17 protein-coding genes are annotated in these 19,534 nt (G+C 68.5%); 11 read left to right on the top strand and 6 right to left on the bottom strand.

Annotated features, from left to right (window positions below):
* Positions 1 to 43: 43 nt before the first annotated feature.
* The 3 genes from DK368_RS09075 to DK368_RS21745 all read left to right on the top strand — a co-directional run bounded on the left by DK368_RS09075 (position 44) and on the right by DK368_RS21745 (position 4,082).
* Positions 44 to 2,950, top strand: coding sequence for a bifunctional [glutamine synthetase] adenylyltransferase/[glutamine synthetase]-adenylyl-L-tyrosine phosphorylase (locus DK368_RS09075; RefSeq protein WP_240002412.1), 2,907 nt, complete (start codon positions 44 to 46; stop codon positions 2,948 to 2,950).
* Between the two features lie 92 nt (positions 2,951 to 3,042).
* Positions 3,043 to 3,507: a peroxiredoxin gene (locus DK368_RS09080; protein ID WP_114393625.1), complete on the top strand. Its 465-nt coding sequence runs from the start codon at positions 3,043 to 3,045 to the stop codon at positions 3,505 to 3,507.
* A gap of 191 nt (positions 3,508 to 3,698) precedes the next feature.
* Positions 3,699 to 4,082: a hypothetical protein gene (locus DK368_RS21745; protein ID WP_193552278.1), complete on the top strand. Its 384-nt coding sequence runs from the start codon at positions 3,699 to 3,701 to the stop codon at positions 4,080 to 4,082.
* A 79-nt stretch (positions 4,083 to 4,161) separates the two neighbouring features.
* Here DK368_RS21745 and parA read toward each other — a convergent pair whose 3' ends face one another.
* The gene (gene parA / locus DK368_RS09090) at positions 4,162 to 4,791 is read right to left on the bottom strand and encodes a ParA family partition ATPase (protein WP_114393626.1); all 630 of its coding nucleotides are present in this window, start codon (positions 4,789 to 4,791) and stop codon (positions 4,162 to 4,164) included.
* Positions 4,792 to 4,938: 147 nt separating this feature from the next.
* Between parA and DK368_RS09095 the strand changes: the two genes are divergently transcribed.
* Positions 4,939 to 5,955, top strand: coding sequence for an L-threonylcarbamoyladenylate synthase (locus DK368_RS09095; protein WP_114393751.1), 1,017 nt, complete (start codon positions 4,939 to 4,941; stop codon positions 5,953 to 5,955).
* 39 nt (positions 5,956 to 5,994) lie between these two features.
* Here DK368_RS09095 and DK368_RS09100 read toward each other — a convergent pair whose 3' ends face one another.
* Positions 5,995 to 6,894 (bottom strand): hypothetical protein, encoded by a 900-nt coding sequence (locus tag DK368_RS09100; RefSeq protein WP_114393627.1) that lies wholly within the window; start codon positions 6,892 to 6,894, stop codon positions 5,995 to 5,997.
* A gap of 350 nt (positions 6,895 to 7,244) precedes the next feature.
* Here DK368_RS09100 and DK368_RS09105 point away from each other — a divergent pair, with 350 nt between their 5' ends.
* Both DK368_RS09105 and DK368_RS09110 read left to right on the top strand, forming a co-directional pair.
* Entirely contained in the window at positions 7,245 to 9,041 is a 1,797-nt protein-coding gene (locus DK368_RS09105) for an acyl-CoA dehydrogenase (RefSeq protein WP_114393628.1), read from the top strand.
* A gap of 132 nt (positions 9,042 to 9,173) precedes the next feature.
* Positions 9,174 to 10,901, top strand: coding sequence for a YjbH domain-containing protein (locus tag DK368_RS09110; protein ID WP_155524529.1), 1,728 nt, complete (start codon positions 9,174 to 9,176; stop codon positions 10,899 to 10,901).
* Between the two features lie 19 nt (positions 10,902 to 10,920).
* On the opposite strand, the gene DK368_RS09115 is transcribed toward DK368_RS09110, so the two are convergent.
* Positions 10,921 to 11,388, bottom strand: a complete 468-nt coding sequence (locus tag DK368_RS09115; protein ID WP_114393630.1) for a hypothetical protein — start codon at positions 11,386 to 11,388, stop codon at positions 10,921 to 10,923.
* A gap of 213 nt (positions 11,389 to 11,601) precedes the next feature.
* On the opposite strand from DK368_RS09115, the gene DK368_RS09120 reads away from it, so the two are divergent.
* The gene (locus DK368_RS09120) at positions 11,602 to 11,820 is read left to right on the top strand and encodes a hypothetical protein (RefSeq protein ID WP_114393631.1); all 219 of its coding nucleotides are present in this window, start codon (positions 11,602 to 11,604) and stop codon (positions 11,818 to 11,820) included.
* Between the two features lie 113 nt (positions 11,821 to 11,933).
* On the top strand, positions 11,934 to 12,098 hold the full coding sequence (locus DK368_RS09125; RefSeq protein WP_114393632.1) for a DUF1328 domain-containing protein: 165 nt from the start codon (positions 11,934 to 11,936) through the stop codon (positions 12,096 to 12,098).
* A 63-nt stretch (positions 12,099 to 12,161) separates the two neighbouring features.
* On the opposite strand, the gene DK368_RS09130 is transcribed toward DK368_RS09125, so the two are convergent.
* Positions 12,162 to 12,533, bottom strand: a complete 372-nt coding sequence (locus DK368_RS09130) for an anti-sigma factor family protein (RefSeq protein WP_114393633.1) — start codon at positions 12,531 to 12,533, stop codon at positions 12,162 to 12,164.
* A 43-nt stretch (positions 12,534 to 12,576) separates the two neighbouring features.
* A complete protein-coding gene (locus DK368_RS09135; protein ID WP_240002413.1) occupies positions 12,577 to 13,215 on the bottom strand; it encodes a sigma-70 family RNA polymerase sigma factor in 639 nt (212 codons plus the stop codon).
* A gap of 396 nt (positions 13,216 to 13,611) precedes the next feature.
* On the opposite strand from DK368_RS09135, the gene DK368_RS09140 reads away from it, so the two are divergent.
* The 3 genes from DK368_RS09140 (at position 13,612) to DK368_RS09150 (ending at position 17,392) form a co-directional block, all read left to right on the top strand.
* Positions 13,612 to 14,556 carry a lytic transglycosylase domain-containing protein gene (locus DK368_RS09140; protein ID WP_338045698.1) on the top strand — a complete coding sequence of 315 codons (945 nt, stop codon included), beginning with the start codon at positions 13,612 to 13,614 and terminating at the stop codon, positions 14,554 to 14,556.
* Positions 14,557 to 14,778: 222 nt separating this feature from the next.
* The gene (locus tag DK368_RS09145; protein WP_114393635.1) at positions 14,779 to 15,822 is read left to right on the top strand and encodes a glycosyltransferase family 2 protein; all 1,044 of its coding nucleotides are present in this window, start codon (positions 14,779 to 14,781) and stop codon (positions 15,820 to 15,822) included.
* Positions 15,823 to 15,829: 7 nt separating this feature from the next.
* Entirely contained in the window at positions 15,830 to 17,392 is a 1,563-nt protein-coding gene (locus DK368_RS09150) for a hypothetical protein (protein WP_114393636.1), read from the top strand.
* Between the two features lie 9 nt (positions 17,393 to 17,401).
* On the opposite strand, the gene DK368_RS09155 is transcribed toward DK368_RS09150, so the two are convergent.
* Entirely contained in the window at positions 17,402 to 19,384 is a 1,983-nt protein-coding gene (locus DK368_RS09155) for an AsmA family protein (protein ID WP_114393637.1), read from the bottom strand.
* Between the last annotated feature and the right edge of the window lie 150 nt (positions 19,385 to 19,534).

Here is a 19,534-nt window from a genome sequence, read left to right on the forward strand (position 1 = left end):
CGCCGGTGATTCGCATCAAGCCGCCCTGGGGCTGGAGCGTTGGATGGATGCCGCCGCCACCGGCAATACCGACCTGTCCCGCTTTGCCCGGGAACTTGCCGCCGATGCGGCCGGACATGCCCTGCTGACGGCCATATTCGGCAACAGCCCGTACCTCTCCAACGCGCTGGTGCGGGAGATGGCGTTCTTCCGCGACCTGCACAGCCGCGGTGTCGATGCGACTTTCGCCCGCCTGCTGGCCGATCTGGACCGCGATTATGGCCGGGAGACGGCGACCGAACGGCTGATGCGCAGCTTGCGTCTGGCCAAGCGCCGGGCTGCTCTGCTGATCGGCGTGGCCGATATCACCGGGGCCTGGCCGCTGGAGCAGGTCACCGGGGCTTTGAGCGATCTGGCCCAGACGGCGCTGCGGCTGACGGTGCGGCTGCTGCTGCGCAACGCGGCGGCCGCGGGCAAGCTGGTCCTGCCCGACCCGGATAATGATCCGGAGCGCGGCAGCGGCCTCATCGTGCTGGCCATGGGCAAATTCGGGGCGCGGGAACTCAACTACAGCTCCGACATCGACCTGATCCTGCTCTATGACGACGGGGTGGTGCAGGTTCCGGACGGGGAACCGTCCAAACTGTTCGTGCGCATGGCCCGTGAACTGGTCCGCATCATGGAGGAGCGCACGGCGGACGGCTATGTCTTCCGTACCGACCTGCGCCTGCGGCCCGACCCCGGCGCCACACCGCTTGTGGTCTCCGTCTCGGCGGCGGAGGCCTATTACGGCGCACTGGGCCAGAACTGGGAACGGGCAGCCATGATCAAGGCGCGGCCCGTGGCCGGCGATGCCGAAGCCGGCGACGGCTTCATGGAGATCATCCGCCATTTCGTCTGGCGCCGCGCCCTGGATTTCGCCGCCATCCAGGACATCCATTCCATCAAGCGCCAGATCGGCAGCCACAAGGGCCACCGGGAGACGGCGGTCAACGGCCACAACATCAAGATCGGCCGCGGCGGCATCCGCGAGATCGAGTTCTTCGCCCAGACCCAGCAGCTGATCTTCGGCGGGCGCGACCGTTCCTTGCGCATCTCCGGCACGGTTCCGGCCCTGCGCGCCCTGGTCTGTGCCGGGCGGGTGGAACCGCGGGTGGCGGAAGACTTGGCCGAAGCCTACCGCTTCCTGCGCACGGTGGAACACCGGGTGCAGATGGTGGACGACCAGCAGACCCATGAGCTGCCCAAGAGCGACGAGGGCGTGGCCCGCATCGCCACCTTCATGGGCTTCGCCGCGGTCCAGGACTTCCGCGACCGGCTGATGCTGATGCTGACGCGGGTGGAGGACCATTATGCCCGCCTGTTCGAGGAGGCCCCGCCGCTGTCCGGTCCCGGCAATCTGGTCTTCACCGGCACCGAGGACGATCCGGAGACGCTGGGCACCCTGCGCGGGCTCGGCTACCAGAACCCCTCCGCCGTGGCGGCCCAGATCCGCGCCTGGCACCATGGGCGCTACCGCGCCACCCGCAGCACCCGCGCCCGTGAGCTGCTGACCGAGCTGGTGCCGACCCTGCTGGAGGCCTTCGGCAAGACGCCCCACCCGGATCAGGCCTTCCTGAAATTCGACGAGTTCCTGGCCCGGCTGCCGGCCGGGGTGCAGCTGTTCAGCCTGTTCTATGCCAATCCCAACCTGCTGGACCTGGTGGCCGAGGTTATGGGGACGGCGCCGCGTCTGGCCGAAATGCTGGCCCGGCGTCCGGCCGAGTTGGATGCCGTGCTGCTGCCCGGCTTCTTCGGCCAGTTGCCCGACCGCGACGAGTTGGAGCAGGGATTCCATGCCCTGGTCGGCGAGGCCGCCCATTTCGAGGAGGTGCTGGATCTGGCCCGGCGCTGGACCAACGAGCATCGCTTCCGGGCCGGCGTCCATATCCTGCGCCATATCAGCGACGCCGACCGCTGCGGCCCCTTCCTGACCGAGGTGGCCGAGGTGGGGCTGGCCGGACTGCAGCAGGCGGTGGAGGCGGAGTTCGCCAAGCGGCACGGCCGCTTCCCCGGGGCCGGCTTCGCCATCCTGGGCATGGGGCGGCTGGGGGCCCGCTCCCTGTCCCTGCGCTCCGACCTGGATCTCATTACCGTGTACCAGGTGCCGGCGGAGGTCAGCGCCAGCGACGGCGAACGTCCCCTTTCCCCGGCCGACTATTTCATCAAGCTGACCCAGCGGCTGATCAGCGCCATCACCACCCAGACGGCCGAGGGCCACCTCTACGAGGTGGATATGCGCCTGCGCCCCAGCGGCAATGCCGGGCCGCTGGCCGTCAGCCTGGAGGCCTTCGAGCGCTACCAGCGGGAGAATGCCTGGACCTGGGAGCATATGGCCCTGACCCGCGCCCGCGTCATCACCGGGCCGGATGCCCTGCGCCAGCGGCTGGGGGCCGCCATCACCGCCGTGCTCACGGCCCCCCGCGATCCGGCCAAGCTGCGGCGCGATGTGGCCGACATGCGCGCCCGCATCGACCAGCAGCACCATAGCGACGACCCCTGGGCCGTGAAATATGTGCGCGGCGGCATGATCGATATCCAGTTCATCGCCCAGTATCTGGCCTTGCGCCACGCTTCGGAACGGCCGGAGATCCTGGACCCCAACACCACCGGTGCGCTCGCCTGGCTGGGGGATTGCGGCTATCTCGACACCGCGACCGCCAACACCCTGATCGACGCGCACAAGCTGTACCGCCGCGTGCAGGGCTTCCTGCGCCTGACCACGGAGGGCCGTTTCACCGCCATGAAGGCACCGGCCGCCCTGAAGGCCGGGCTGGCGCGGACGGTGCTGCCAGACGCCGGCGAGGCTGCGCTGTTCGAGACGGCGGAAGCCGAGATGCGCCGCGTTGAGGCCGAGGTCCACGCCCTGTTCCGGCAGGTGGTGGAGGAACACGCTGCCGGACCGGACCGGGCGGACGGTTCTCCCGGTTGACATCGCCCTTCCCCGCCCCACACTTCCTGGCGTTGCGGGCTGGCTCCGGCCGCCCGGTCCATTGTTCTGTCGTCATGTCCAACGAGGATTCCATGAGCGTCGAGGTCGGCTCCCCCGCCCCGGACTTCACCCTGCCCACCGATGGCGGCGGCAGCGTCACCCTGTCAGCCCTGACGGGCAAGACGGTGGTGCTGTATTTCTATCCCAAGGACGACACCTCGGGCTGCACCAAGGAGGCCTGCGGTTTCGGTGAGGCACTGCCGGATTTCTCCGCCGTCGATGCCGTCATCATGGGCATCTCCAAGGACAGCGTGGCCAGCCACGACAAGTTCAAGGCCAAGTACAACCTGCCCTTCACGCTCGCCTCCGACGCCGGGTCGGACGTGACCGAACGCTATGGCGCCTGGGTCGAGAAGAGCATGTATGGCCGCAAATACATGGGCATCGACCGCTCCACCTTCCTGATCGGCAAGGACGGGCTGGTCAAGGCCGTGTGGCGCAAGGTCAAGGTCCCCGGCCATGTGGAGGACGTGCTGAAGGCGGCCAAGGGCGTGTGAGACCGGCGGCCGTTGATCCGTGACCGGTCAGCGGCCGCATCCGCGGCCCTGACCCTCGCGCTGAGGAGACGCGGCCCGGCAGAGTCCGCTTCCCCGGCGCAAGAGTGTTTCCATCCGATCAGTCGGATCTCAACGGGCTATCCTGGCGCCGATAACGGGCCGGTATCGGCCGGCAGGATGAGATCGGGGTCATGCGGGCACGCATCGGAATGATAATGGCCGCCACGCTGCTGCTGGCGGGCTGCGCCGAGCTGGAGGCGCTGGAGCGGCAACAGGCGGAGCGGCAGCGGGCCGAGGATCAGGCCACCTGCGCCGGCTATGGCTTCCAGTTCGGCACGGACAATTTCGCCCGCTGCATGATGCGGCTGGACCAGGACCGCGAGCGCCAAGCCTATATCGAGCGCCGCGACGCCGAGGAGCAGCGGCGGCGCGAGGAATGGAAGGCGGAAAACGCCTATCGCCGCAACGGCCAGTGCGACGATGCCCGCTACAACACCTCCAACGGCGGGCGTGCCGCGCCCGGAGCCGACGAATATGACTGCAAGGTGCTGGGCCTGGGCGACGGGCGGAAATAGGCGGGCCTGATCCCGGCCGGCCGATGGTCCAGGCGGCGGATGGCCCGCCCCCATCGGTTCCGATCGGGGCAAAGGCGGCTCACAGCCGCCCGGCGATCTCCGCCGCCAGGGCTTCGATTTCCTCGGCGCCGCGGCTGCGGCGTTCGGTTTCCTGCAGCGACAACCCCTCCATCACGGCGGCGGCGAAGCCGATGCGGTTGCCCAGATGGGCGCCGGCCACGGTCACGCCCAGCTCGGCCGCCTTGTCGGATACGGCGTCCACCAGCTTGCCGCGGGCGGGAACGCGGTTCAGCACCAGCAGCACCGGGCGCTTTTCCGACCGGGCCAAATCCAGGGTCGGGCGTGTGGCCCACAGATCCATGGGGCTGGGCTGAACCGGCACCACCACCAGATCGGCGGAGCGCACGGCGATCTTGGCCTCCGTCTCAGCATGGGGCGGGCTGTCGATGACCACCAGATCATGCTCACGCGCCAGCTGCTCCACCTCGCGCTGGGTGCGCCAGCCGGACAGGCGCAGATGGGTCAGGCCGGTATCCCCCAGGGCCTGCGCCCGCAGCTCGTGCCAGGCGGTGAAGCTGCCCTGCGGGTCGATATCGACGCTGGCCACGCGCTTTCCGGCCAGGCGCCAGGCCACGGCCAGATGGATGGCCAGCGTGGTCTTGCCGGCCCCGCCCTTCTGCTGCGCGATGGTGATGACCCGTCCCGCCATGACGCTGCACACTCCCTGGTTTCCGCCCGTGCGGAGTGTGCGCCAGCAGCGTGGAGGCGGCAACTGTGCAGTGCAGCACAGCGGCCATGGCCGTTGCGGTTCCGGCCGGGCCGGGGCTAGAACGGCGGAACCGCTTGGATGTCCGCCATGACCGACGCCGAAAACACGCCCTTCCCGTCCCAGGCCCCGCCCACGCCGGCCCCCCAGGTGCTGCCGCCCTCCCCTGCCGCCTATGCCACGGCGCGGAGCGTGCTGGCCGATGGCGGACTGGTGGCCTTCCCGACGGAGACGGTGTACGGGCTGGGCGCCGATGCCGGCAATGACCGGGCCGTAGCCGATATCTTCGCCGCCAAGGGACGGCCCAGCTTCAATCCGCTGATCGTGCATGTGCTGGATCTGGCCCAGGCCGAGCCGCTGGTGCAGGTGGATGAGCGGGCGCGGCAACTGGCCGCCCTGTTCTGGCCCGGCCCGCTGACCCTGGTTCTGCCGCGCCGGGCCGCGGCACCGCTGTCGCTGCTGGTCAGCGCCGGCCTGGATAGCGTGGCCGTGCGGGCGCCGTCGCATCCGGTGGCACGGGCCATGCTGGCCGCGGCCGGCTGCCCCGTCGCCGCCCCCAGCGCCAATGTCTCCGGCCATGTCAGCCCGACGGCGCCGGTGCATGTGGCCGAGGAATTCCCCGAGGGTGGCGGCGGCCGGCTGCGCCTGATTCTGGCCGGCGGGCGCTGCCCGGTCGGCGTGGAGTCCACGGTGCTGGACCTGACCGGTGAACGGCCGGTGCTGCTGCGGCCGGGGGCCGTCACCCGCGAGGAACTGGAACAGGTGCTGGGGCCGGTGGATCTGGCCGGGGCCGGCACCGGCATCAAGGGACCGGGCATGTTGAGCAGCCATTACGCCCCGCGCCTGCCGGTGCGCCTCAACGCCCTGGACCCGCGCCCGGACGAGGCCCTGCTGGCCTTCGGTCCCGACGCCTTCATCCGCGGCGGGCATGAGCGGCTGAACCTGTCGCCCAATGGCGATCTGCACGAGGCCGCCGCCAACCTGTTCGCCATGCTGCGCGCCCTGGACAAGCCCTGCTGCACCGGCATCGCCGTGATGCCCGTGCCCGAGGACGGGTTGGGTGCGGCCATCAATGACCGGCTGCGCCGGGCCGCGGCGCCGCGCTGACGCCTCGTCTCCCGATGGACGGGGCGACGCAGGGACGGATCAGGCCCCGACCATGCCGGCGAGATTGGGCGTGATCCGGGGATTGTTGGTGTTGTCGTTCTCGCTCTTCCGGCCGGCGCGCTGCGGATCGCTGCCGCTGCCCGAAGTCGGCGGGGCAAGGCTGTCCAGGACCATGACGGCGTAGGTGGAGATGGGTTCGCGCCCCGAGGCGACCGAACGGCCGTATTGCCAGGGCTGGGAACCGGTATCGACGCCCTGCACCCGGCCGAAGATGCTGCTGTCGGCATAATGGGCATCGTCGCCGAACTTGGCAGCGAACCGGTCATAGACTTGCCCCACCGACCGCGGGCGGGACCCGTCATAGAAGACGTTGAGATTGGCACGGGCCGCGTCCGGCAACAGCGACGCCGCGGGCTGGTTGGGGTTCTTCTCCAGTGCCTTCAGGAACTTGGCCGCCCCGCCGGCCCCCAGGAAATGGGCCATGTACAGCTCGGTCTTGCCCACAGGCCGGCCCAGCTCGCCCTCCAGATAGTCCTTGTTCTCGTTGGCCAGTTCACCAGCCATGATAGCGGACAGGCGCGGGTCCTTGCGCAGATTGAGGATTTCCTTGCGAGTGGCGGCGTCCTTGGCCTGGATGCGCCCGTTCTCCCCGGTTTCCAGCGCGTCGGCATAGACGCCCAGACCATGCTTGCTCCCGTACTGCTTGACCATCTTCAGCCATGTGCCCTCGGTGAACTGGAACAGCCCGGTGGCACTGCTGGTCTTGGCCTGGACATCGGTGCGGTAGCCGCTTTCCACGGAAGCTTTTTCCATGAGGTAGGAAAAATCGACCCCCGTGCTGGCACTGGCCTGGCGGACGGCATTCATCACATGGGCAGGGGCTGCCTGGCGGGATGCCTGGGGATCGGCCAATCGGGGTGTGGTCAGGGCGCTGGTCACGATATGCCTCATGAACCGGAATTTGCCCTGTAATAAGCAAAGCCTGTGCCAAGCCACCAGCTTCATCGACGCAAGGCCGGCGACAGGGGCGGATTGTCGCCCCACCGGTCCCCCCGGGCGCAGGTCCCGGCAGAAAACCAGCAGATACGCTGGTCATGCGGCCTTTCCCGGCCATGAGCGCCAGAGTTGTATCGATCCGTCCCCCGTCACGGTGCTTGCCCCTGGCGGCGGGCGCCGCCATGTTACGCACTGACGGGGCGCACCCCCTTGGTAATCGGCCGTTCCGGCCGCAGGGATGAGACCGGCCCGCCAGACCGGGCCCCATTGAGGTTGGGAGGACTGCTCAAGCCATGATTCCGTATTCCGCGCCGATCGACGATATGCGCTTCACCCTGACCCATGTGGTCGGCCTGCCCAAGCTGGCCGATCTGCCCGGGTTCGATGCGGTGACCCCCGATCTTGTGGATGCCGTGCTGGAGGAAGCCGGCAAGCTGGCCCGTGACGTGCTGGCCCCGCTGAACACCGTGGGCGACAAGGAAGGTGCGACGCTGGAGAATGGTGTCGTCCGCACCGCCAGCGGCTTCAAGGACGCCTATTGGAAATATGTCGAGGGCGGCTGGAACAGCGTTCCCTTCGATCCGGAGTGGGGCGGCCAGGGCCTGCCCTGGGCCCTGGCCCTGCCGATCCAGGAGATGTGGCAGTCGGCCAATATGAGCTTCAGCCTGTGCCCCATGCTGAATCAGGGCGCGGTGGAACTGCTGACCGCGCATGGCTCGGAGGAGCAGAAGAAGCTCTATCTGGAGAAGATGATCGCCGGCGAATGGGCCGGCACCATGAACCTGACGGAGCCGCAGGCCGGGTCGGATGTGGGCGCCGTGCGCACCAAGGCCGACCCCCAGGGCGACGGCACCTACCGCATCAGCGGCCAGAAGATCTTCATCACCTATGGTGAGCACGACTACACCGACAACATCATCCATCTGGTGCTGGCGCGCACGCCCACGGCGCCGGCCGGTGTCAAGGGCATCAGCCTGTTCGTGGTGCCGAAGTTCCTGGTCAATGCCGACGGTTCGCTGGGGGCGCGCAACGATGTGCGCTGCGCCGGGCTGGAGCACAAGCTGGGCATCCATGCCAGCCCCACCGCCGTCATGGCCTTCGGCGACAACGATGCCTGCATCGGCTACCTCGTGGGTGAGGAGAACCGCGGCATCGAGTACATGTTCACCATGATGAACAATGCCCGGCTGGGCGTGGGGCTGCAGGGCGTCTCCATCGCCGAGCGCGCCTATCAGCAGGCGCGCGACTATGCCAAGAGCCGGGTGCAGAGCCGGGCCCTGACCGGCAAGGACCCGAGCCCGGTGGCCATCATCCACCATCCCGACGTCCGGCGCATGCTACTGACCATGAAGAGCCAGATCGAGGCGGCCCGCGCGCTGTCCTATCTGACGGCTTTCGCCCTGGACAATGCCCACCACAACCCCGACGAGGCGGCACGCAAGCACCATGCCGCCCTGAACGACCTGCTGACCCCGATCACCAAGGCCTGGTGTACCGATCTGGGCGTCGAACTGACCAGCCTGGGCGTGCAGATCCATGGCGGCATGGGCTTCGTCGAGGAGACCGGCGCCGCCCAGCATTACCGCGACGCCCGGATCGCGCCGATCTACGAAGGCACCAACGGCATCCAGGCCAATGATCTGGTGTTCCGCAAGGTCATCCGTGATGGCGGGGCCGCGGCCTTCGCCCTGCTGGCGGAGATCAAGGAGGTGGCCGCCCAGGCCAAGGATGGTCCGGGTGATGATCTGGTGACCATCGGCAGCAATCTGGCCGAGGCCGCCCGTGCCACCGAGCAGGCCACCACCTGGCTGCTGGAGACCGGCAAGGCCGATCCGGCCGCGGCGGCGGCCGGTGCGGTGAATTATCTGCGCCTGTTCGGCATCACCATCGGCGGCTATCTGACCGCCAAGGGCATGCTTGCGGCGGCGGAGCAGCTGCGCCAGCCGGGTGCGGATGCCAAGTTCCTGGATGCCAAGATGATCACCGGCCGGTTCTATGCCGACCAGATCCTGCCGACGGCGCAGGGGCTGCTGCAGCCCATCGTCGCCGGCCATCGCAGCGTCATGGCCCTGGCGGAAGAGCAGTTCTGACCGGGCGGTGGGGCCGGGAAGCCGGCCCCACCTCTTTTTGGCTGCATTAATACAGGAAATTTCCCGTAAGCATTGCAGACGGGAACGAACGTCGGCACAGTTGGGCTGTCGCTGTCGGCCGATGTTGCGCGCATGCGCCGTCTTCTGCTGCCCCTGGTGAGTTGTCTGACCTCTCCGCAGCCCGCCGGGGCGGACGGGTTCGTGCCGCTGCCCGCCAGCCGACCGGAAGCCTTCCTGCCCGGCACGGGCACGGCCTGGCTGGCAACGGAACAGGACCGCTATGGCACCCTGACCGGTGCCGGACTGATCCCTCTGCAAAGCCTCGGCCTGACCGCCCGCCAGGGTCTGATCTCCGACAGTCTGGCCGATCTGGCCCTGCGCCTGCGGGCCGATGGGGAGGATGGCCCCGCTGTTCTGCTGGGATTGAACGGACTCGGCGGGGATGAGCGTGAACGCGCCGACACCATGCTGCTGGGCTGGCGCATCGGGCCGGTGCAACTGTCCGCCGGCACGTCATGGTCGGGGGCGGCGGCTCCGCTGCACGGACGACCTGCGCCGATCGGGCAGGCGCGCTGGACGCCCGCGGACGGGTCCCTGACCCTGGCGGTCCAGGCCGGGCGCTATGGGCTGGAGACCCGGCCCCGGATCGATGCGGGCTGGCGGCCCCTGCCCTGGCTTGAGATCGGCTCGGCATGGCAGTCCGACCGCGGACTGGTCGCCACCATGGCCCTGCGGCTGCATCCGGAGGCACTGCCGGTGCGGCCACCGCCGCGGCCCGTCCTGACCCGAGGCAATGACGGCACCGTCTGGGCCGAGCTTTCGCGCAGCGAGTCCGCAGCCACCGATCTGGGGCTGGCGCTGCGGCAAGCCCAGCCGCAGGCCGACGGAACCATCGTCGTGGCCGGCCACACGTTGGGGCTTCCCGGCGTCGGCCTCCGCCTGCTGGATGCCGATGTGGCCCGGGCCCTCAAGCATGAAGGCAGCCCGGCGGAAATCGGCCGCCATGCCCGCCTGTCCCAGGCGCCGCTCCCGCCCTCGACCGGGCGCCGGCTGGATTTCGACCTTTCCAGCCGGCTGGCCTTGGGGCCGGGATCGGATGGCAGCGGCTGGATCTACCGCTGGACGGCCGATGCCGGCGCACATCTCCGTCCCCTGCCCGGCCTGCAGCTGTCCGCCGCCCTGCGTGGAACACTGGACGACACGGCCTGGCTGCTGCAGCCGCCACAGCGGGAACAGCCCGTGCGCAGCGATCTGGATGCCTATGCCACCCATCCGGTCAGCCTGTCCCGCGCGCTGGTGCAGGGCTGGGGCCGGCCGCTGGCGGATATGGCGGTGCTGGTGGAAGCCGGACATCTGGAGGAGATGTATGGCGGAGCCGGCGGAGAGCTGGAATGGCGGCCCCTTACCGCCCGCTGGGCCGTGGGGCTGGACGCCCATCATGTCTGGAAGCGCCGGCCGGGCAGTTGGCGTCTGGTCCGCGGCAGCGACAGGACCACCGGGGCACTGGCGCTGCGGTGGGACCTCGACCGTCGGTCACTGAGCCGGATCGAGCTTTCGGGCGGGCGCTTCCTGGGCGGCGACTGGGGCGGCGAACTGCGCCTGGACCGGCACTTCACCGGTGGGCTGCGGCTTGCGGCCGGGCTGACGGCGACGGCCGAGGGGCCTGCAGCCCGGCTGACCGTCACCCTGCCCCTGGGCAGTCTGGCCGGGTTGGCCGACAGCTGGGCCGAATTGCGGGTCGAGCCGCTGGCCCGCGACCGGGGCCAGAGGCTCGACCGTCCGTTGTCCCTGCCGGATCTCACGACACCGGCCGGCTATGGCCGCATCGCCGGCAGCTGGAACCGGCTGCTGGGGCCATAAGGGGGCGTGCCGATGGTGTTCAGCGCCGGGCGATGATGGTGCCACTCTGCGGATCGAGCACGACACTGACCCAGTCGCCATCCGCCGTCCTGGCTTCGGACACATAGGTCTCGCCCTCGCGCCGGAACTCCTTGACGTCACTGAACCCGAGCTGGCTGAAGCGGTTCAGCAGCGCCGTCTGCGTCTGGGCCAGACGGCTGCGGCTGGACCCGGCGGTCGGCTTTTCCACCTCCACCAGCACCTCAGACCCCGCGCTGGCCGTCATGCTGTCGCTGCTGCCGGTCCCTGTTGCGCCGGGGGCTGCCGCCGTGCCCATGGTCGAGGCGGCCGGGTCCTGCGCGCCCATGCTCTGGGTCGCCGGGCCGGCCCCGGGCATGGTCTGGCTGTCACCCCTGTCCTGACTGCCGCTCGGCGACTGTGCCAGGGCGCCCGCCGCCGCCGGCAGGGTCAGCATCAGCACGGTCGCCGTGATCTTCATCGGATGCATCGGTGTGGTCCTTTCGTGCGGGATCTTGGTCCCGTCTGGAACGGGCGAGCGCCGTTCGGGTTCCCCGCCCCGCCGAGGCAATGACGAAGGGCATAGGCCGATTTGCCGAGCCCCCTGTCCTTGGCGCCAGTAGACGGCTGGCAGACCCGCACAGTATGTCCGGCGGAGCAGACGCGGCGGCCGGCGGATCGGTCGCTGCCGGGAGGTAGCACCATGACCGAACAGCCGATTGCGGAGTTGCGCGAACTGGCCGTGAAAATCGCCACATCCTATACCCAGGCGAACCCGGTCTCGGTTGAAACCCTCTCCGCCGTCATCCAGTCGGCCTATCGCGGACTGCTGGCCTGCACCCGGCCGCCGGGGCCTGCCGCGGTGGAGAAGACACCGCGGGGACGCTCAACCGGCGCGGGACGGCGGCGGCGCACAGCCTGACCCTTGCCCTGACGACCTCTCCCGCGCGGAACCTTCGCTGACGAACCAGCGTTGTCCCGAGCGATTGCCGGCCGGCACGCCAATAGCCCGCCGGAGCGCAAGGAGGTCAGATCATGCTCTACTGGGCCCTTATCTTCTTCATCGTTGCCCTTGTCGCCGGTGTCCTCGGCTTCGGCGGCATCGCGTCGGCGTCAGCCGGGATCGCGCAGATCCTGTTCTTCGTCTTCCTGGTCGTTTTTGTCGTATCCCTGATCATGGGCCTTGTCCGCCGTCGTTAGACGCCCCGCGGGGGCAGCCAACCGGCTGCCCCCGCCGCTTACGGCGTCAGAACAGATCATTCCCTATGGAGACTCGTCGGCAGCCAATACCGGTTCGGCCACGGCTCCGACCATGAATTGGCTGAGACAGAGCAGCAGCGACAGACCGGCAACGGCCGCCGTCGCCCATAGCGTCCAGGGGGACGGTGCCGATCGTGGCCGACCGGCCTCAAGCGCGACCAGCAGGCGGGGCGGGACCGCTTCCTCCAGGATCGGATCGTAAAGGGCATGCAGCCCCTGGACCTGGGCCTGATACGCCATGGCCCGCATGGCCTCCTGGGGATCGCGCGCCAGGGTCTGCCCAAGCCGCGCCAGCCCCGATGACGGCAACTGGCCGTCGATCCAGGCATGCAGGTCGTCCCAGGCATCATCGTCCGGATCACCGGACACCGGCATCGCGTCCCGTCCTCCGGTTATGACCCGGAGCCCCTGTCCAGGGTCAGGCGGATTCGCGCTCATGCATCGGCTCATAACCGGCATCGGTGCCGCCATCCATCAGGATGCGCAGGGCGCGGCGTCCCCGTGACAGCCGTGACTTCACGGTCCCGATGGACACTTGCAGAATATCGGCAGCCTCGGCGTAGCTGATGCCCTCCAACCCGATCAGCAGCACAACCTCGCGCTGCTCCGCCGGCAGCCGGTCGAGCGCACGGCGCAGGTCCCGCAGTTCCAGCCGGACCACCTGGGAGCCATGCGCCCCTCCAAGCCCCGTCTGCACCTCGCTGTCGATATCGACAAAGGTCTGCTGCCGCCGGATGCCGTTGATGTGCAGGTTACGCAGAATGGTGAAAAGCCAGGCCCGCAGATTGGTTCCCGGCTGCCACAGATGCAGGCGGGAGAGGGCACGTTCCAGACATTCCTGCACCAGATCATCCGCCAGAGCACTGTCCCGTACCATGGCCCGGGCAAAACGGCGCAGCCGCGGGATCTCCTGCTCGATCTGAACGATGACCTCGGGATTGTTCTCGGCGCCGCGCGGAGCGGCGGTTTCGGGATGGGCCGCACCGTCCATCGCCACCGGAACCTGGGTTCCCAACCGGACGGCCGTGTCCGGCAGCATGGGGGTTTCGCATGCCATCACGCTGTCTCCTTACCTATTCGGCTCGTGGGAAAGTATAGGCCGACCGAGGAGAGCGGACAGTGCCTAAAAAGTAATATAGCAATGGACATTGGGAGAAGAATGGAGCTTCTGCGAATTATAACGGCCGATATCGTGATTTTGGCAAAATTTTGATCAGACAAGACCCAAAAATTAAGATACTCACGATCTTCATAGCTTGCTGCATTGCACAGTCTATTCACATAGACCAGTAGAAATGACCGCACAGGGACTCTCTATGACCTTTGTTGCATCCGCCATAGGGCAAGGATCAAAAGAAGAAGCGCGCGGGTTTGGGATAAACCGCATGGCCATGTTGGCCGCCGTCGCCAGGGCATGATATCCGCCCTGTTCCAAACTTCGGGAGGCGAAGCGATGCGGCAATCCACCTGGCCCCTGGCAGCACTGGCACTTGCCGTCATACAGGGCGCGTCCGTTTGCGCGAAGGCAAATGAAGACGTGACCAAGATCCAAACCGCAGCGGCACCTGTGTCTGAAAATATTGCGGATTCCCTTTATGAGCAGGGCCGGCGATTGGAGCGCGGCCTTGGCATTCCCCGCGATTCCGTGCGGGCACTGGAATCCTACTGTGCGGCTGCCCGGGCGGGACATGGCGAGGCCGCGCTGGCGATCGGGCTGATGTTCATGACCGGACAGGGGCTCGGCCAGAACCGGCCCCAGGCGTCGGCCTGGATGAAGACGGCGGCGGATCTGGGCAATGTCACGGCCCGGCGACTGCTGGCCAACCTGCCGAAGCCCGGCCGCACGAAGCCGGCCTGCACCGGCACCGAACTGGCCGAGGTGGAACATGCCCCGCCACGGACACTGATGGCCATGATCCGCAAGCTGGCCCCCCGGTACGGGCTGGATCCCGAGTTCGTCGTCGCCGTCGTTGCCACCGAATCCGGCTTCCGCAGCGACGCGGAGTCCCCCCGAGCCGCCCGCGGACTGATGCAGCTGACGGCGGACACGGCAGATCGTTTCGGCGTGAGCGACCGCTTCGACCCCACCGACAACCTGCATGGCGGCATGCGCTTCCTGCGGCATCTTGTCAGCATCTATGACGGCGATATCGCCCTGGTGCTGGCCGCCTACAACGCGGGCGAGGGTACAGTGCAGCGCTATGGCGGCATCCCACCCTATCCGGAGACGATGGACTACATCGCCAAGGTCCGCCGCTACTACCCGCGCGACCGCCACCCGCCGGGCGGGGCAGCCCAGGCACAGCCGCCTGTCCCGCTGCCCTCCCCGGCCGGTATGCGGACGGCCGGCGCCATCGTCCCCGCCGACCGGCAGGTGGCGGCGCAACCGACGCGGTGAAAGCGAGGCCCCTCCAAGATTCGGACGGCCGATCGAAAGGATAGGATGGCTGTTTAATACTTCTTTGGCAGAGTCTCGGCGACACAATGTCATTCAGCCGGCATCGGCTTTTTCGGCATGATCGGGTATTCCGATACTGTTCCACCTGGGCGAACAGTGTCATAAGGGGGACCTCGGAACCCGCCCCGTGCCGCGGATTTGTGGTTTCGTCAGAGAGAGCCGATGTCGTCTATGCCTCCGGACCAGCACCGTCGCCTGCCCTTCCGCGGCCCCACGGATACCGCCATCCTCTCCATCGTCCTGCCCATGCACAATGAACAGGACAACATCGAGCCCTTGCTGGCGCGGTTGCAGCCGGTTCTGGACAGGATCGGCCTTCCCTACGAGATCATCTGCGTCGATGACGGATCCCGCGACGCAACCTGGCCGATCCTGCTGTCCGCCCGAGCCCAGAACGCCCGGATCAAGCTGCTGCGCTTCAGCCGCAATTTCGGCAAGGAGGTGGCGATGAGCGCCGGCCTCAGCCATGCCGCCGGCCGGGCCGTGATCCTGATGGACAGCGACCTGCAGCACCCGCCGGAGGTGATCGAGAGCTTTGTCGCCCGCTGGCGGGCCGGGGCGCAGATGGTCTATGGCGTGCGGTCGAGCCGGGAGACGGACCCGCCGCTGCGGCGCTGGCTGACCCGCAATTTCTATGGCCTGCTGGACCGCATGTCGGAAGTGCGCCTGCCCCGCGATGCCGGCGACTTCCGCCTGCTGGATCGCGCCGTCGTCGATGCCCTCAATGCCATGCCGGAGCGCACCCGTTTCCTGAAGGGCCTCTATGGCTGGGTCGGATTCCGTCAGGAATCCGTGCCCTTCGATGTGGCCGAACGCCATGCCGGCCGGTCGAATTTCAGCATGTGGAAGCTGCTGCGTCTGGCCATGGACGGCGTTGCCTCCTTCTCCACCGTGCCGCTGCGCATCTGGTCCTGGCTGGGGCTGATCGTGGCTGCCGTCGCCGTCCTCTATGGCGGCGTCATCGTCATGCAGACGCTGCTCTATGGCGTCGATGTGCCGGGCTACGCCTCCCTGATGGTGGCGACCCTGTTCCTGGGCGGCGTGCAGCTGATCTGCCTGGGGGTGCTGGGCAATTATCTCGGCCGCGTCTTCACCGAAGTGAAGGGCCGCCCGCTCTATATCCTCAGCGAGAGCCACGGGCTGGTGGTCGAGGTGCGCCCCGAGGTGCAACATCCCATGCCGGCCGAGCTGCGCAGCGGGATGTAAGTCCCGCATGTCCGGTCTTTTTTGGAACAGGCTCGGGCTGGTCCTGCTGGGACTTGCCCTGCTGGCGGCGGGCCTGGGCTTCCGCCAGTACGGCATCACCTGGGACGAACCGTTGCATGTGGAGTATGGCCGGCGGGCCCTGGCCTGGTACGCCAGCCTGGGACAGGACCGCAGCCTGCTGGATTTCCAGAATCTCTATCTCTACGGTGCCCTGTACGACGTCACGGCGGCCCTGGCCCAGACCATCTCCCCTCTGGATGACTATGGCACGCGCCGACTGCTGGGGGCGCTGGCCGGCCTGCTGGGCGTTGTGGGTGCCGGTCGCCTGGCTGGCGACATGGCCGGTCCACGGGCCGGAACCCTGGCCATGGCCCTGCTGCTGCTGACGCCGGACTGGTGGGGCCATGCCTTCGCCAACCCGAAGGATGTGCCGGTGGGCACGGCCATGGTCTGGGCCCTGGTCTTTGGCCTGCGCACCATCCGCACCCTGCCGGCCCCGGCCGCCGGGACTCTCGTCGGGTTGGGCGCCAGTATCGGTGCCACCCTGGGCATCCGCATCGGCGCCGGCATCATCGTGCTGCCGCTGCTGCTGGGAGCGGCTTTACGGGTCGGCACCGCGGACAACCGGGCGCGGTTCACCGGCACGGCCCTGCTCCGCCTGATGCCGGCCGTGCTGCTGGCCTGGGCGATCATGGTGGCGGCCTGGCCCTGGGCGCAGCTGGCTCCCCTGTCGAACCCGATCCGGGGGCTGGCGGAGTTCAGCCATTTCCCCCTGGACTTCACCTTTCCCCTCTGGGGCGTCCCGGTGCGCAGCACCAACCTGCCCTGGTGGTATGTGCCGGCGGGCTTCGCAGCCAAGCTGCCCGAACCCGTGCTGGTCGGGCTGACCGCAACCGTCATGCTGGCCCTGTTCGGTCTGCACCGTCGCAAACTCCCGGCCGACCGGGCGGCCCTGGCGGCGGCCATCCTGCTGCCGCCGCTGATCGTGGTCGCCACCGGAGCGGTCCTCTATGACGGCATCCGCCATCTGCTGTTCCTGTTGCCGCCGCTGGCGGCGGCCGCCGCGCTGGGGCTGGACGCGCTGCTGGCCCGGCTGTCATTGCGTTGGGCGGCGGCAATGCTGGCGGCCCTGGCGCTGTGGACCGGCCTTCAGACCGCCATCCTGGTCAGGCTCCACCCCTATGAGACCATCTGGTTCAACAGCCTGGTCGGCGGCCCGCGCGGGGCCGAGGGCCGGTTCGAGCTGGATGGCTGGGGCAGCGCCCTGACGGAGGCGGCCCGCACCCTGACGGCCACCGTGCGTGCGCAGGAAGGGGATGCCGCCCTGACCCATCCCTACCGCGTGCGGGTCTGCGGCCCGTCCGGGTCAGCCTTGACCTATCTTCCCGCGGCATGGCGGGCACCGGCCGATGGCAAAGGGCCGGCAGATTTCTTCCTGAGCTTCACCCGCAGCCGCTGCGGCGACGAGCCGGAGGGGCCGGTCCTGGTCCGGATCGAACGCGACGGCGTGCTGCTGGCCTTCGTCAAGGATCTGCGGTCGCTGCCGGACGATCCCGCCATCGGCCACTGACCGGCGGCGTCATCCGGGACGCTTGCCACCGGCCGGACGGCGCCGGTTGGTCGGTGGTTCCGGGCTGTTGGCCGACTGGATCAGGGCGCGGCAGGGGCTGTCCTCCCCGCCCCCTTGCTCCAGGAAGGGAATGATGGCCGCCAGCGGCGTCAGCAACGCGCCCAGCGCCACCGCCGCCCCGCCCTTGACCGCAGCCGAGCCACCTTCGATGCCGATGCGCGGCTGGGACAGGGTGCCGCCAAGGGTGACGGGAACCCGCGCCGCCAGCGGGCTGGGGTCCTTCGGGGCAGCCACCACCCGGCCGGCCAGCGCTTCATCGCCGAGGGCCAGGGTCAGATCGGCGGCAATGTTGGTGTCGGTGGTGTCGAAGATGAAGGTGCGCGTCGTCATCCGTCCGCGTTCCACCGGCAGATCGGCCACCAGACAACGCACGCCCACGGCATCGTCGCCGGAAACCAGCGTGCCCAGCGCCTCGGCGATGTCGAGGCCTGCGGCTTCGATCAGCAGATGGCTGACCGAGCCGCCTTCCATGACCAGGACGATGCGGCCGTCGGAGGCCGCCAGGATGCTGGACAGGGAACGGCCGCGGCCGGTGAGGTCGAGGCGGCCGCCCAGCCGTCCCTCGGTCTCCGGCTCGAAGCGCGTGCCGGCCACGAACGGCTTCAGGCCGAGACCGTCGATGCCGAGGTCGAACCGGCCGAGCGGCACCTCCTGGGTCCCGTCGAGAATGATCCGGCCGGCAACCCGACCGATGGCTGCCGTGAACCGGACCGGGTCGATCACGGCCTTGCCGTTGTTCAGCAGCAGCCGGAACTGCACCTGTTCCAGCGGCAGCACGGGAACCTGGACGTCGTCGCCGGTGAAGGTCACGTCCATGTCGGCGGCCTTCAACCGGTCGAGATCGATGGGCGTATCGGGGATCACCCGCGCATCGCCCGCCGGCATCTTCCGCGGCTTATCGCCCTCCGCCGGGTCCAGGCCGATCAGGCCCCCCAGATCGGCGAAGCGGAGTTGACGGGAGGTCAGGGTGCCACGGATCAGCGGGCGCGGCTGCTTGGGTTCGTAGCGGATGACCCCGGACAGATCGCTTTCACCGACGCGCCCCTGCAAGCCCTCGACCTGCCAGATGCCCTCGTCGCGCCGCAGCTTGCCTTTCAGACTGTAAGGCGCGGTCACCGGTGTGGGGATGCCGAACAGGGGAAAGATCTCCGACAGGTCCGGCCCCTTGAGGTCGAGATCAAGGTCGGCGCCCTGGAGCTTGACCGGATCGCGGAAGGTTCCCTTGACCAGCACGCTGGTCTCGCCGGCCTCCACCGACAGATCGACGGGATAAGGCGCATCCGACAGACGCAGAACCAGGATCGGCCCCGCGGAGAGGGCGATGCGGAACGGCTTGCCCTGCAACGAGCCCTGCCCGTCCACCGATACCCTGTCCTCCCCGCCGCCGCCACTGCCGGCAACCGTATTGATGCGGCTTTCGACCTCCACGCCCTTCTCCGGGTCGTTGAAGCGGAGCACGCCGTCCTGCACGGCCAGACGGCCAATGAGCGGGAATTCGCTGCGATCCTCCGGTGTCGCCGGTTCTGCCGCCACCGGCTCTCGCAGTTGCCAATTCCCCTCCCCTTGCTGGTTCTTCTCCAGCAGCAGGGACGGGCGGACGACGGCGATCTCCGGGATCTCGATCCGCCCCCGCAGGAGCGGGGGAATGCGAACCACCGCCTGCACCTGCTCCACCTCGGCCATCAGCGGCTGCGTCCCCCAGGGGGCATTGGCGATGGTCAGACCGGACAGGGTGAGGCGTGGCGACCAGGACCAGGCGATCCGCGCATCGTCCACGCGCACTTCGCGCTCCAGCGCCGCCGAGGCCCGTTCGGCAGCCCAGCCGGCAAGACGATGGCCATCGACCAACCAGACAGCCACTAGGGCCGCGGTTACGACCAGCAGCACCAGACCGCCGAGAATGCCCGCTCCCCACCGCAGCGCCCGTGGCATGCCATCCCCCTCCCGTCATGGGACGGCAACATCGTCACGGGCAGCACGGTTCCGCCCATGGCGGACTGCGAAACCCGGTGCAGCCGGCGGCGCGTCGTTTCAAATAGAATCAGGCAATGTCCGGAAAACAAAAAAGCGGCCCAGAGGCCG

This window comes from Oleisolibacter albus (assembly GCF_003336875.1).
GTDB lineage: Bacteria > Pseudomonadota > Alphaproteobacteria > Azospirillales > Azospirillaceae > Niveispirillum > Niveispirillum album.